General features: G+C 66.5%; 8 protein-coding genes. All 8 read left to right on the top strand.

Annotated features, from left to right (window positions below):
* Positions 1 to 61 precede the first annotated feature (61 nt).
* The 8 genes from FJ887_RS09675 to FJ887_RS09640 all read left to right on the top strand — a co-directional run bounded on the left by FJ887_RS09675 (position 62) and on the right by FJ887_RS09640 (position 14,996).
* The gene (locus tag FJ887_RS09675) at positions 62 to 1,510 is read left to right on the top strand and encodes a hemolysin family protein (RefSeq protein ID WP_140955267.1); all 1,449 of its coding nucleotides are present in this window, start codon (positions 62 to 64) and stop codon (positions 1,508 to 1,510) included.
* Complete coding sequence (locus tag FJ887_RS09670; RefSeq protein WP_095375068.1) at positions 1,507 to 2,532, top strand: CNNM domain-containing protein; 1,026 nt, start codon at positions 1,507 to 1,509, stop codon at positions 2,530 to 2,532. The genes FJ887_RS09675 and FJ887_RS09670 overlap by 4 nt, the downstream gene beginning before the upstream one ends.
* 369 nt (positions 2,533 to 2,901) lie before the next feature.
* Positions 2,902 to 4,086, top strand: a complete 1,185-nt coding sequence (locus tag FJ887_RS09665; RefSeq protein ID WP_095375067.1) for an NAD(P)-dependent malic enzyme — start codon at positions 2,902 to 2,904, stop codon at positions 4,084 to 4,086.
* A 659-nt stretch (positions 4,087 to 4,745) separates the two neighbouring features.
* A complete protein-coding gene (locus tag FJ887_RS09660; RefSeq protein WP_232254170.1) occupies positions 4,746 to 7,628 on the top strand; it encodes a SpaA isopeptide-forming pilin-related protein in 2,883 nt (960 codons plus the stop codon).
* Positions 7,629 to 7,738: 110 nt separating this feature from the next.
* Positions 7,739 to 9,130: a SpaH/EbpB family LPXTG-anchored major pilin gene (locus FJ887_RS09655; protein ID WP_063250002.1), complete on the top strand. Its 1,392-nt coding sequence runs from the start codon at positions 7,739 to 7,741 to the stop codon at positions 9,128 to 9,130.
* A gap of 361 nt (positions 9,131 to 9,491) precedes the next feature.
* Positions 9,492 to 12,467, top strand: coding sequence for a SpaA isopeptide-forming pilin-related protein (locus tag FJ887_RS09650; protein ID WP_140955265.1), 2,976 nt, complete (start codon positions 9,492 to 9,494; stop codon positions 12,465 to 12,467).
* Positions 12,468 to 12,545: 78 nt separating this feature from the next.
* Positions 12,546 to 13,934 (top strand): SpaH/EbpB family LPXTG-anchored major pilin, encoded by a 1,389-nt coding sequence (locus FJ887_RS09645; protein WP_140955263.1) that lies wholly within the window; start codon positions 12,546 to 12,548, stop codon positions 13,932 to 13,934.
* Positions 13,935 to 14,054: 120 nt separating this feature from the next.
* Positions 14,055 to 14,996 carry a class C sortase gene (locus FJ887_RS09640; protein ID WP_140955261.1) on the top strand — a complete coding sequence of 314 codons (942 nt, stop codon included), beginning with the start codon at positions 14,055 to 14,057 and terminating at the stop codon, positions 14,994 to 14,996.
* The last annotated feature ends 77 nt before the right edge of the window (positions 14,997 to 15,073 follow it).

The raw sequence follows: 15,073 nt of genomic DNA, 5'->3' as shown, positions 1-15,073 counted from the left end.
GTGAACTGAGCGCGCATCGTCGCGCCTCTGATCGGCCGGCCGGGGCGGGGGTGAGCGCCCCATGGGCTCCGAACTCCTGATGCTGGCGATCGGCTGCGTCCTCGTCCTCATCATCATCGCCGCGAACGGGTACTTCGTCGCCCAGGAATTCGCGTACATGTCCGTCGACCGCTCGCGGCTCGCAGCCCGCGCGGAGACCGGGGACCCCGCCGCCAAGCGGGCGCTCGCCGTCACCAAACGCACATCGTTCATGCTCTCCGGCGCGCAGCTGGGCATCACCGTCGCCGGTCTGCTCGTCGGCTACGTCGCCGAACCGATGATCGGCCAGTCGCTCGGCGCGCTCCTCGGGGGACTCGACATCCCGCCGGCGGTCACCGTCGCCGTGACGACCGTCGGCGTGCTCCTCGTCGCGACGATCGTGCAGATGGTCTTCGGCGAGCTCTATCCGAAGAACCTCGCGATCGCCGCCCCCGAGACCCTCGCGCTCGCCCTCGCCCGGTCGACGCAGATCTACCTCGCCGTCTTCGGCTGGCTCATCGCGATCTTCGACGTCGCCGCGAACCTCTTCCTCAGGCTGCTGCGCGTCGAACCCGTCCACGACGTCGACCCGAGCGTGTCCGCCGACGAACTCCGCCGCGTCATCGAGGAGTCCCGGCAGACCGGCGACCTGCCCGCCGACCTCTCGCTCCTCATCGACCGAGTGCTCGAGTTCCCCGACGCCGACGTCGAGCACGCGATGATCCCCGGCTCCCGTGTGGCCACGGTCGACCACGAGGTCACCCTCGGGGAGCTGCGCGAGCTCATGGCCCACGCGCACAGCCGCTACCCGGTCCTCGACGAGACCGAGGCGCCGGTCGGCGTCGTCGAGCTCGTCGACCTCCTGCGCACGAGTGAGCCGATGGACGCTCCGGTGACGACGATCATGCGTCCGCCCGTCGTCGTCCCCACCCTCATGGCCCTGCCCGATGCGCTCGCGGAGATGAACCGCGGCGATTCGCAGCTCGCCTGCGTCATCGACGAGTACGGCGACCTCGCCGGCATCCTCACGACCGAGGACGTCGCCGAGGAGCTCGTCGGCGAGATCACCGACGAACACGACGAGGAGAGCCCCACCGCAATGGTCGAAGAGGCCCCACGGACCTGGATGGCCGACGGAGGCATGCCGCTCGACGAGGTGCGCCGCATCGTCGGCTACGACCTGCCCGAGGGCGACTTCGAGACCCTCGCGGGGCTCGTCATCGCCACGAGCGGCGGGTTCCCCGAGGCGGGCAACCGGGTCACCGTGCCCGTCCTCGCCGAGGCGTCCGACCTCCTCGCCGACGACCCCGTCGAACGCGAGCTCGACGTCGAAGTGCTCACCGTCGACCGGCACGTGCCCGGGCAGATGCGGGTGACGCTCATCGAGACCACCGCCGATGACTCGGCTGACGACGATCCTGGTGCGGATGGCCCCGACGCGGATGGCCGCGACACGAATGAGTCCGCCGCTGAGGAAGGGAGGGACCGATGACCGACGCTCCGCTCTTCGTCATCGTCGGCACGATCGCACTCATCGTGCTCAGCGCGTTCTTCGTCATCATCGAGTTCTCCCTGCTCGCCGCCCGCCGGCACCGACTCGAGGAGCAGGCGTCGACGTCGGCGCCTGCGCGGGCGGCGCTGCGGGGAATGAACGAGCTGACGATCATGCTCGCCGTCGCCCAGTTCGGGATCACGATCTGCACCTTCGCGCTCGGTGCGATCACGAAACCCGCCGTCGACGCGTGGCTGGCTCCGCTCTTCACCGCAGTGGGCGCGCCGTTCTGGCTCGCCGACTCGGCCGCCTTCGTCCTCTCCCTCCTCTTCGTCACGTTCCTCCACCTCGTCATCGGTGAGATGGCGCCGAAGTCGTGGGCCATCGCCCACCCCGAGCTCGCGGCAACGATCATCGCCCTGCCGGCCCGAGCCCTCGCGTGGCTGCTGCGGCCCCTGCTCGTCTGGGTCAACAGCGTCGCCAATAAACTCGTGGCCGCAAGCGGATACACCCCCGCGGAATCGCGGGCGCTCGGCGGGCAGGACATCGATACGATCCGGCAGCTCGTCGAGCATTCGGCGGCCGCCGGCGAACTCGACGACGCCTACCGCGACCAGCTCACCCACGTCTTCGAACTCCAGCGGATGAGCGTGGGCAGCCTGCTGCCCGGTGGGACGCGTGCCCTGACCTCGGTGCCGGAGACGGCGACGGCCGGGCAGGTGCGCGACCTCGCGGCGGAGTCCGGGCACATGCGCATCCTCGTCGAGCGCGCGGGGACGGCACCGGGGGTCGTCCACGTCCGCGACGTGCTCCTCCTGCCCGCCGACCACGGGATCGAGGACTTCACCCGCGACTGCCTCGTCCTCGACGCGGAACTGCCCGTCCACGAGGCGCTCACCCTCATGCGCGATGAAGCCGAGCAGCTCGCCGTCGTCACCCGCGACGAGCGCATCGTCGGGGCGGTGACGATGGCCGACATGCTCCGGCGGATCCTGCCCGACGGGTCGAGCATCACGCTCTGAGTCCGGGCCGGACCTCCTGGTGCCAGCCGGGCGGAGAGCTGGAGTCAGCCGGGCGGAGAGCACGGGTGCGATCGGAGCGGACCGGCCGCCTCGGCGGGGTGAGCTGGGACACCTCCGTGACCGATCCATGGGTTATGCTGGCACGACGACCGACCCAGGAGGTCCGCGCCCCCCTCAGGCGGGCCGGTCGTGGAGCGCGCGATCGTCCGACCCCCACCCCGGTCGGCAGGGTGCGCGCGGCGTCACCGGCCACCCTGCGGCGACTGCGACTGCGCCAGTGTCCGACCGGCTCACCGGTACGACCTGCAATGTGAGACCACGACGACGGCCGCCGAGGCGGGCCGTCCCCACTGACGACGAGGATCATCGATGACGACACCGACCGCTGACGACAAGGGACAGGCTCCGGCCGCCGCCATCACCGAAGACGAGATCTTCGCAGGACACCACCACGGCAAGCTCGCCGTCGAACTCACCCGTCCGCTCGAGACCCAGCGCGATCTCTCGATCGCCTACACCCCGGGCGTCGCCCGCGTATGCACCGCGATCGCCGAGGAGCCCGAACGGGCGAAGGAGCTGACGTGGACCGGGCGCCTCGTCGCGGTGATCTCCGACGGCTCGGCCGTGCTCGGCCTCGGCGACATCGGCGCGAGCGCGTCCCTGCCGGTGATGGAGGGCAAGTGTGCCCTGTTCAAGCGCTTCTCCGGGCTCAACGCGATCCCCATCGTCATCGACACCAACGACGTCGACGAGATCGTCGACACGATCGTGCGGATCTCCCCGACCTTCGGGGCGATCAACCTCGAGGACATCTCCGCGCCGCGCTGCTTCGAGATCGAGGACCGGGTCAAGGCCGCCCTCGACATCCCCGTCATGCACGACGACCAGCATGGGACGGCGATCGTCGTCCTCGCGGCGCTGATGAATGCCGCGCGCGTCGTCGGCAAGGACATCACCGACCTCAAGGTCGTCATCTCCGGCTCGGGGGCCGCAGGCGTCGCCGTGACGAAGATCCTCCACGAGGCCGGTGTCTCCGACATCGTCGTCCTCGACTCGAAGGGCATCGTCGAATCCGGGCGCAGCGACCTCACCCCGACGAAGCAGGCGATCGCCGCGGACTCGAACCCGCGGGGGATGAGCGGGGGAGTGGAGACAGCCCTTGACGGAGCCGATGTGTTCATCGGGCTCTCCTCCGGCACGATCGACCCGGAGCTGCTCTCGACCATGGCCGACGACGCGATCATCTTCGCACTCTCGAACCCCAACCCCGAGGTCGCCCCCGACGTCGCCGCGCAGTACGCCACGGTCGTCGCCACCGGTCGCAGCGACTTCCCGAACCAGATCAACAACGTCCTTGCGTTCCCGGGGGTCTTCCGCGGAGCCCTCGACGCCGACGCCACGTACATCACTGAGGAGATGAAGCTTGCCGCGGCGAGTGCGATCGCCGCGCTCGTCGGCGACGACCTCGCGCCGAACTACATCGTCCCCGGAGCTCTCGACGAGCGGGTGGCCCCCGCAGTCGCCGCCGCGGTCGAGGCGGTCGCGCGCGGGTGATCGAGGGATGACTGCACATGACTGATCAGTGACCGGAAACGGTCGCGGCCCCGGGAAGACTCCCGGGGCCGCTTTTCGTTGAACAATCGAGACGTGAATTGTGGAACGAAAGCAGGAAGATGTCTTGACGCGCCGGCGTTCGAGGGCGGCGTCGGGAGCGCGCGGTGCGGGGCGTCGGGGTCTCTGCCCAGGTCTGATGTCCGCGGTGCGGGGGTTCGAGTCGAGTCTCGGCAGGCGTTCTTGACGCCGATGAACGGTCGAGGCCCTGGTATGACACGCCGAAACGGCTTCGTGGATCTCGCAGTCGATTCGGTGGCGTGGGAAGCGGTCTTGCCCGTGAGATCTCAGCGTTCGCACAGGGGAGCTGTACCGTGCACGGAGGGCAATCAGCCAGGCGAATCACAGGGAATCTTGTGAAAGTTATGAATTCGTGACCGAAATCATGGGTTCCCATAGTAGATTGATCGTTGAACTTGCAACGAGAGCCTGCCGTGTCTCCAGCTCGGTGAACCCTACATCCCCGACATCCCCCATATCCGGCTCTCAGTGATCCTCCAGCCCCACGCGCACCATCACGATTGAGGAACGGTAAGGCGTCGACCCACTCCATATTCTCCGCTGGTTCCCAGCGGAACTCGGACATCGCTTCGCGAGCCCGGGTGGTCCTCTCTGCATTCGTCGTCCTCGTGCTGCTCTTCGGTCTCAGCGGCGTCCTCATGGCACCCGCCCCAGCCGCCGCAAGCGGTTCCGGACTCGGCGAAGCGCCGTCATCGCCGAGCGAGTCTTCGACGCCGAGTGAGTCTGCGTCACCGTCACCGAGCGAAGGATCCTCCGGCTCGGGCCTCCAGGACAGCGGAGGCGCCTCGCAGTCCGAGCTCGCACCGTCGGGTTCGTCGAGCCCGTCGCCGTCGCCGAGCCAGTCGGAACCGGCTCCTATGCCGACCCGGGTGGAGCCGCAGGCGACGATGTACTGCACGCCCGGCAACGTCTACTCGATCACGAACACCAAGCCGTCTGCGCAGATGCAGCGCATCAGCGCCACCGGGGTGGTGACGCCGGTCGGTGCGCCCGCGACGATCGCCACACAGTTCAACGGCCTCGGCATCGGCTCGGGCGGCGATCCGATCTATGCCTATGACCGGTATGACGCGAACGCCACCGGCAAGCTGCGCATGTACATCTTCAATCACGCGACCGACACGTGGACGAACACCAACCGAACCTACGACACGACGCTGACGGCCAACGGCGCATTCAACGGTTCGCTCGTCGCCGGCGGTGTCGACCTCTCGACCGACCGGTACTACTTCGGCGGATTCGTCTCCGGCGGTCAGACCTTCAAGCTCTGGACCTACAACCACACCACAGGCGTGTTCGCCTACAAGGGTTCGGTTGCCACTCCCGGCTCGGGCGTCAACGCGAACGGCGATCTCGCCTTCGACAGCAAAGGCAACCTGTTCATCCTCCGCAACTCGGGGACTGAATCGAAGATCTTCAGCGTCACCAACGAGCAGGTCGCTGCCGCCAATGGCGGGACCATGACTGCAACCTCGACCCAGCCGAAGCCGACGGCGTCGTCCGTCAACGGTTTCGCGATCGACTCCGACGGCAGGGCCTACCTGGGCGCGGGCAGCAGCGTGTATTCCTACAGCATGCCCGGCTTCGGCGATGAACAGCTCGTCACCAATCAGCTGGGATCGACCACCGACCTCGCCGCGTGCGGTTCGGCGCCGACCGTCACGCTTGAGAAGGACGTGCAGAACAGGGCGAGTGCGAGCGATCAGTTCAACCTCACCCTCGCTCAAGGGTCGAACCTGATGGGCACCACCACGACATCGGGAACGACGAACGGCGTCCAGGCTCAACAGGTCGGCCCGATGGTCGTCGGCCGCGGTGCGCAGATCACCTTCAGTGAGACTGGTGCGAGCGGCACGGACATGAGCAAGTACTCGTCGACCTACAGCTGCACGATCGACGGACAGCCATTGACCGGGTCGTCCGGTACCGGCACGTCGAAGACCATCACTGTGCCCGGAGCCGGGACGGAGATCGTCTGTCGTTTCGTCAACAGTGCCCTCACCGCCGACGTGACGATCAACAAGAAGACTCAGGATCAGAACGGCGGCAACCAGCAGAACGCCTCCGGCTGGACGGTCGGGTCGAGAGCGACAGCGGCGACCGGCACCGTCACCCAGTCACCGACGGCCGCGACCCAGCAGACCGGCACCGACGGCAACGCGAAGTGGACGATCAACTTCGGCTCCACCTCGGCGCGCGCCAACCTTGCTGTCCTCGAGCAGCAGCAGTCCGGCTACGAATTCGTCAGCGGGTCGTGCGTGATCACCCGCGCCGGCAGCAGCCCCATCACCGTGACACTCAACAGCGCCAGCGAACAGACCCTGTCTCAGCAGATCCAACCGGGTGACAAGGTCGAATGCGGGTACGTCAACAAGAAGTCCTCAGCCGACGTCACGGTGAACAAGAACTGGGTGATCGACGGCAAGACGGTCGCCAACGGCAGCCAGCCGGCGGGTATGAGCGCCAAGCTCCTCCTCGACCCGGCCGGCCAGCCTGCCGGTGACCCGGCCTTCGGCCAGAAGCGCACCGGTTTCGCCGTCGGCGACACCGTGAAGATCGGCGAGACCGCGACGATCGACTCCCAGAAGTTCCCAGGCTGCTCGGTGAAGACGAAGACGATCTCCGGTCCCGGCATCACCGGCACCGTGGCGCTCACGGACACCTTCAGCACGAAGCTGCCCGGGGCCTCGAACACGTACACGGTGACGAACACCGTCGAGTGCCAGACGCTGACGATCACGAAGGACGTCGAGAACGACAACGGCGGCACCCTGACCGCCGCTGACTGGAACCAGCGCCTCTTCGCGAAGCAGGGCACCAACCCTGCTGTGCCCTACGACTCGGGTGAGAAGAAGTACGTGACCACAGGCTCCTACGTCATCTCCGAGAACAGCCTGCCCGGCTACGAGCAGGTCTCGATCAGGTGCACCGGCGCCACCTATGACGAGTCGACGAAGACGGTGACCATCGCCGCCGGGCAGAACGCCCAGTGCATCGTCGCGAACGCGGACTCCTCGGGCACCGTCTCGTGGGAGAAGGTCAACGAGTCCGGAGCTCCTCTTGAGGGCTCGGAGTGGACCATCCGCGACGCGGCCGGCAATGAGATCCCCCTCGACGACTGCGTGGCGACCTCGGCTGAGGGATGCACCGGCCGTGACGTCGACCCGGAGGCGGGCCAGTTCCGCGTCGAGGACCTCGACTGGGGCGACTACACCCTCGTCGAGACCAAGGCTCCGGCCGGGTACGTCCTCGACGAGACCCCGCGTCCGTTCACCATTTCCCGCGATCGGCTCGACTTCGCCTTCGAGGAGCCGATCGCCAACGAGCAGGCCAGTTCGCCTGAGCTGCCGTTCACCGGCGGCATCGGAACGACCGGTTACATCATCGGCGGGGTGGTTCTCCTCCTCGGCGGTGCGGCCGGCGCGATCTGGCAGTACCGACGTCGAGCGCACGGGAGGAGCTGACCCACTATCCGATTCCCCTCACGGGGTGTGACTGACATGCTCCACACACGTCACGTGCAAACGACAACCGACTCACAGATTTATACGAACACCGGAAGGAACAACCAACCATGAAAGCGACTCTGTTCACGCGGATGAGGTGGATCCCTGTCCTCGCCGCAGCAGCTGCGCTCAGCCTCGTCGGGGTCAGCCTCGATGCGCCGACTGCCGAAGCTGCGGGCAACATCAACCCCGACACCCCGTCGTCACTGACGATCAACAAGTACGACGGTGACCAGGGACCGCGCGGCGACGGCACCGAGATCGAGGACACGTCGTCCCTCGGCACTCCGCTCGCCGGCGTCGAGTTCACGATCCGGCAGGTGCTCACGGCCAACGGAGAAGAGGTCAACCTCGACACCGCGGCAGGCTGGGACGCCATCGACGGAGTCGTCGTCGCCGACGTGCTCGCCGGCGACGGGTTCACCTTCGGCGATCCGATCACCGTGACCACCGACGCCAACGGACAGGTCACGCAGTCCCTGCCTCACGGCCTCTACATCGTCGAGGAGACCGATCCGGGTCCGAACAACATCGTCTCCCCGGCGCAGCCGTTCCTCGTCACCCTGCCGCTTCCGCAGACCGGCGGTCAGTGGCTCTATGACGTCAACGTCTACCCGAAGAACAAGACGAACCAGACGACCCCGACCAAGGAGGTCTCGGGTCCGACCGCTCCGGTGCTCGGCAACGACGTCACCTGGACGATCACCGCGCCGATTCCGGGCAAGGCCGGCGACGACACGTACCGGTCGTTCACCATCACCGATACCCTCGATCCGCGACTGACGTGTAAGAGCATCACGGTCGAGGGCTTCACCGCCGGAACCGACTACACGGCCACCTGCTCGGGTCAGACCGCGAACATCGAGTTCACGTCGACCGGACTGGGCAAGCTCGAAGGCGGTCAGAACGTCGTCATGAACGTCGTCACCACCGTCACCTCGCTCGGTGACAACGGCCAGATCGAGAACAAGGCGATCGTCTCGACCAACGGCTCCGAGGTCACGACCAACCCGGCCAAGACCAACTGGGGACCGCTCGAGATCCTCAAGTACGCCGACGACGACACGTCTGCCACCCTCGGCGGGGCACGGTTCGAGATCTACGAATCGCGCGACGCCGCGGAGCCCATCGGCGAACTCACCACCGGTGAGGACGGCACCGCGTCGATCAGCCTGTGGGTCGGCAGCAACGATGTCACCTCGCGGGACTACTACCTCAAAGAGGTCGCGGCACCGGCCGGCTACACGCTGCCTGCGGATCCGTGGACGACTGTGACCGTCCAGGCCAACGGCGAGTCGAACCCGACGGTCGTGCAGATCTCCAACCAGCAGAAGGAGCGCGGTGAGCTTCCGTTCACCGGTGCCAACGGCCAGCTCATGCTGACCATCCTCGGCATCGCCCTGCTGCTCCTCGCGATCGGCGCAGCTGTGGTCCGCTACACCCGGGCCCGCAAGGCCTGAGGACAGCGTCTCCTGCCGAGGCGGCGGTGAGCCTCCGCGTCGGCTGAGACACCCGAGAGGGCCGAGTGACTTCCACGTCACTCGGCCCTCTTCTGTGCTCTCTGCCGACCTCGCGAACCGCGGCGCGTGCGTGCCCTGACCAGCGATCACTGTCGCGCCGAGTCACGCGCGTCACCCCCGGTTGCGCATCTCACACCAGGTGTTGTGAATGTTATGAGTTTGTAATCATTTTCAAGTTTCCGGCTAGTAAGTTGGTCATTGAACTTGCAACAACGGTCTGCCGTGTCCCCAGCTCGGCACCCGCAGCACCCCCGACATCCCCTCCCCTCAATCCCCGGCACCACCACGAAATAGGATCAGCATGGCGTTTTTCAGGTCCGCATCCCCCGCGAATCCCCGGCGCAGCCCGAACCAGAGCTCACCCCTGAGGGGGCTCCTCGCTGCGTTCGTCGTTCTCGTGCTCCTCTTCTCGGTGAGCGGTGTCCTCATGGCACCGACCCCCGCCGAGGCGGCCGGAAAGGGAGTCGACTCTGCTCCCTCATCGTCGAGCGAGTCGTCGAAGCCGACCGAGAAGTCGTCGGGCTCAGGCCTCCGCGACAGCGGCGACGCCGCGCAGTCCGAGCCTGCTCCCTCCGAATCTTCGAAGACCGAGTCCGCGCCGGTGCCGAGTCGCGCAGCGGCGCAGGCTGCGGCCACGCTCTCCTGTCGGCCGGGTGTTGTCTATTCGATCAATGCCCAGCCCGGGCAGCTCCAGCAGATCAATCCTGACGGGACGATGACACCGGTGGGATCGCCCGCCAATTCGATCAGCCAGCTCAATGGGCTCGGAATCACTGCCGGCGGCACCTCGGCGATCGCCTATGATCGCACGCCGAACAAGATCGGCACTGAGAATATCTCTCATCTGGCCACGTTCTACACGTTCAGCCCCGCATCCGGGGTCTGGACGAACACCAACGTCAAGTTCGATTCGTCGACGGCGGCCAATGGTGGTGCCAAGGTCGGTCTGATCGCCGGCGGCGTCGACCTCTCCACCGGCATCTACTACTTCGGCGGATTCCTCAATTCCGCCCAGCAGTTCCGCCTCTGGAGCTTCGACCCGAGCAGTGGGAAGATATCGCTCAAAGGGACGATCGACACCAAGGGGGACGGTACCGGCGCGAACGGTGACCTCGTCTTCGACAACGAGGGCAACCTCTTCATCGTGCGCAACGAGAACAACAACAATGCGCAGACCCAGACGAAGATCTTCAGCGTGACGAATGAGGCACTCCAGGCGGCCAACGGGAATGTCGCCATTCCGGCGTCGGAGGCGTTCGGCCAGCCGACGGTCGGAGGAGTCAACGGAATCGCGTTCGACTCCGACGGCAAGGTCTACCTCGGAACCGCGGCAGCTCCCAGCACCGGTCGCATCAACGCGGTCACCACGTATGACATGCCGGGGTTCACTAATCGGAAGGTTGCCAACAACCAGGCGCTCGGCACCACCGACCTCGCGACATGCTCATCGCCTCCGACGATCACCATCGAGAAGGACGTCGTCAACCGTGTCAACTCCGGCGACCAGTTCAAGCTCAACCTCAGCATGACCCAGACTGATGGAACGAAGCTGGATCTCGGCACCGCCACGACCACCGGCTCCAAGACCGGAATCCAGGACGAACGAATCGGCCCGTTCCCCGTGGCTCGGGGAACGTCACTGACCTTCGGAGAGACCGCTGCAGGGACGACGAACCTTGGCCGGTACGCCTCCCGGTACTCCTGCACCGCCGACGACAAGCCGATCAGCCCGTCCGGCAGCGGCACCGGAACAACGTTCACCTTCCCCGCCACGGGCGACGAGATCATCTGTCGGATCACGAACGCCCCCGCGACAGCGGAGGTGACGATCAACAAGAAGACGCAGGACCAGAGCGGCGGCAGCGAGCAGAACGCGTCCGGCTGGACCGTCGGCGCCAAGGCGACCGCGGCGTCGGGAACCGTGACGAAATCGCCGACCGCCGACACGCAGACCACCGATGCCTCGGGCAATGCGAAGTGGACGCTCAACTTCGGATCGAACACCTCGTCGGCTCGCCTCGCCGTCTCCGAACGGCAGCAGACCGGCTACGAGTTCGCCAGCGGCACGTGCCGGATCACGCGGTTCGATGGGACGACCGCGAACGTCCCCCTCACCGGCGCGGCGGAACAGACGCTGTCCGAACAGATTCGTCCCGGCGACACGGTCGAATGCGGGTACGTGAACAAGAAATCCTCCGCCGATGTCACGGTGAACAAGAAGTGGGTCATCGACGGCAAGACGATAGACAACGGCAGCCAGCCGTCCGGAATGAGCGCGAAGCTCCTGCTCGACCCTGCCGGGCAGGGCTCCGGCGAGCCGGCCTTCGGCCAGAAGCGGACGGGCTTCGCTGTCGGCGACACCGTGAAGATCGGCGAGACTGCGACGATCGACGCCCAGAAGTTCCCGGGCTGCTCGGTGAAGTCGAAGACCATCTCCGGCCCCGGCATCACGGGCACCGTGGCGCTCACGGACACGTTCAGCACGAAGCTGCCCGGTGCCTCGAACGTCTACACAGTGACGAACACCGTCGAGTGCCAGACGCTGACGATCACCAAGGACGTCGAGAACGACAACGGCGGTGAGCTCACCGCCGCTGACTGGAACCAGCGCCTCTTCTCGACCCGCGACGGCGGATCAGCGGTGCCGTTCGACAGCGGAGAGAAGAAGTACGTCACCAGCGGCACCTACCTCATCTCCGAGAACAGCCTGCCCGGCTACGAGCAGGTCTCGATCCGATGCACCGGGGCCACCTACGACGAGAAGACGAAGAAGGTGAGCATCGCCGCCGGGCAGAACGCCGAGTGCATCGTCGCCAACGCCGACTCCGCGGGAACCGTGTCCTGGGAGAAGACGAGCGAATCCGGCGACCTCCTCGACGGGTCGGAATGGACGATCCGGGATGCCGACGGCAACGAGATCGACCTCGATGACTGCGTCGCCGCCTCGGCGGAGGGATGCTCCGGCCGGGATCGGAACCCCAAGGCTGGCCAGTTCCGCGTCGAGGACCTCAAGTGGGGCGACTACACCCTTGTCGAGACCAAGGCTCCCGCCGGGTACGAACTCGATGAGACCGAACGACCCTTCACCATTTCCCGCGATCGGCTCGACTTCGCCTTCGAGGAGCCGATCGTCAACAAGCAGGCCGAGTCACCGCAGCTGCCGTTCACCGGCGGCATCGGAACGACCGGCTACATCATCGGCGGAGCGGCTCTGCTCCTCGCCGGTGCGGCGGCCGCTGCCTGGCAGCACCGACGTCGAGTGCAGGGGAGGAGCTGACACCCCTTCCATTCCCCTCGCGACCACACGACCATCGACCCCAGATTTCACAGAAAGCACCGAAAGGAACAACCACGAATGAAAGCGACTCTGTTCAAGCGCATGCGGTGGATCCCCGCCCTTGCCGCAGCAGCTGCGCTCAGCCTCGTCGGCGTCGGCGTCAACGCGCCGGCCGCCGAAGCCGCCTCGGGCAACATCGACCCGAACCGCTCGACCTCGCTGACGATCAACAAGTACGACGGTGACCAGGGCCCGCGCGGCGACGGCACGAAGATCGAGGATCCCTCGAACCTCGGCACCCCGCTGGCCGGCGTCGAGTTCACCATCACCCCGGTGACCCAGCGCAACGGCCAGGCGATCGACCTCAAGACCGACGCCGGCTGGAACCTCATCGACGGTGCCACCATCGACAACGTCACCGAAGGCAACGGCTACACCTTCGGCACGCCGATCACGGTGACCACCGACGCCAACGGACGGGTCACGCAGGACCTTCCCTTCGGCCTCTACAAGGTCGAGGAGACCGGGTCGGGCGACAACAACATCATCTCGCCCGCGCAGCCCTTCCTCGTCACCCTTCCGCTTCCGCAGACCGGTGGCAAGTGGCTCTATGACGTCAACGTCTACCCGAAGAACAAGACGAACCAGACGAAGCCGACCAAGGAGGTCTCGGGCCCCACGGCTCCGGTCCTCGGTAACGACGTCACCTGGACGATCACCGCTCCGATCCCGCAGGTCGCCAACGACGACGAGTACAAGTCGTTCGTCGTCACCGACAACCTCGATCCGCGACTGACCTGCAAGTCGGTCACCGTCGAAGGCTTCGATGCCGCCGACTACACCGTCGACTGCTCGGGTCAGACCGCGAAGGTCACCTTCACCTCGTCGGGACTGGCGAAGCTCCAGGCCGGACAGAACGTCAAGGTCAACGTCGTCACCACCGTCACCTCGCTCGGCGGCAACGGCGTCATCGAGAACAAGGCGATCGTCTCGACCAACGGCTCCGAGGTCACGACCAACCCCGTGACCACCACCTGGGGTGCGCTCGAGATCCTCAAGTACGCCGACAACGACAAGTCGGCCACGCTGGCCGGTGCGAAGTTCGAGATCTACGAATCGCGCGACGGACAGCCCGTGGGCACGCTGACGACCGATGCCAACGGCAAGGCCTCGATCAGCCTCTGGGTCGGCAGCAACGACGTCACCTCGAAGGACTACCACCTCAAGGAGATCGAAGCTCCGGCCGGCTACACGCTGCCGCAGGATCCCTGGACGACGGTGACCGTCAAGGCCGGCGGGTCCTCCGATCCCGTGCTCGTGCAGATCTCGAACAAGCAGAAGGACCGCGGTGAGCTTCCGTTCACCGGTGCCAACGGCCAGCTCATGCTGACCATCCTCGGCATCGCCCTGCTGCTGCTCGCGATCGGCGCCGCCGTGATGCGCTACACCCGGGCCCGCAAGGCCTGAGGACAACGTCTCCTGCCGAGGCGGTGGTGATGCCGCCGCCTCGGCGAGAGGCAGAGCCGGGGCCGAGAGATGATCACGTCTCTCGGCCCCGTCCCGCACAAACCATGAGATGCTGGAGATATGACCGCGACCCTCACTGATCCCGCACCAGCGGATCCGACACCGCCGAAGCCTCGGTGGAAGCTGTCGGTGCCCGCGGTGATCATCGCGGTGCTCTTCCTCGTCGGCACATGCGTGTGGACCTACCCGTCGATGGCCGCCTGGTTCTCCCAGCTCGACCAGTCGGAGGTGCTCAAGAACGCGACGACGACCGAGGACCCCAACGCCCCGCAGAACGCGGAGCAGCTCCGACTCGCCGACGAGTACAACAAGAAGCTGCAGGCCGGAGGCGCGCGGATCAACGCCGGACAGCGCCTTCCCCAGCCCGGCCAGAGCGCCGGCAAGGACCCGAGCGGCACGCTCGGCTACAACGACATCCTCAACTCCCCGTCCAGCGACGTCATGTCGCGGATCCAGATCCCCAAGATCAACGTCGATCTGCCGATCTACCACGGCACCTCGGACGAGACCCTGCTGCGCGGCATCGGCCACCTCGAAGGCACGGCGCTGCCCGTCGGCGGTGTCGGCATGAACACCGTCGTCACCGGTCACCGCGGCCTCGCCGAGGCGGAGATGTTCACCAACCTCGACAAGATCGGCAAGGGCGACTACTTCACGTTCAACACCTTCGGTCGCGTCGTCACCTACCGGGTCATCGAAACGAAGATCGTCGACCCCGACCAGACCGAGACGCTCGACCCTGTCGCCGGCAAGGACCTCGCGACCCTGGTCACCTGCACCCCGCTGGGCATCAACACCCAGCGCATCCTCGTCATCGGCGAACGCGTCATCCCCACTCCGCCGGACGCCCTCAAGGACGCGACCGAACCGCCGGACATCCCGGGCTTCCCCTGGTGGATCGTCATCATGGCAGGCGGTGCCGTGGCCGGTGCCGGCTACGTGTGGTTCGCCGGCCGTCCCGTCAAGCCCAAGCCCCGCCCCGCCCGCAAGCCCGCGCACTGACCGGCCGGGCATCCGCCTCGGCGAGAACCGCCTCGGCGAATCGGTGAGTCCCTCCCCGAGGCTGAGGGCCTCCTGCA

Origin of the sequence: Brevibacterium sp. XM4083 (assembly GCF_006489205.2) — a bacterium.
In the GTDB taxonomy this organism is placed as follows: domain Bacteria; phylum Actinomycetota; class Actinomycetes; order Actinomycetales; family Brevibacteriaceae; genus Brevibacterium.
The sequence above is the reverse complement of the archived record's forward strand: the minus strand, read 5'-3'. Positions and strand labels throughout refer to the sequence as shown.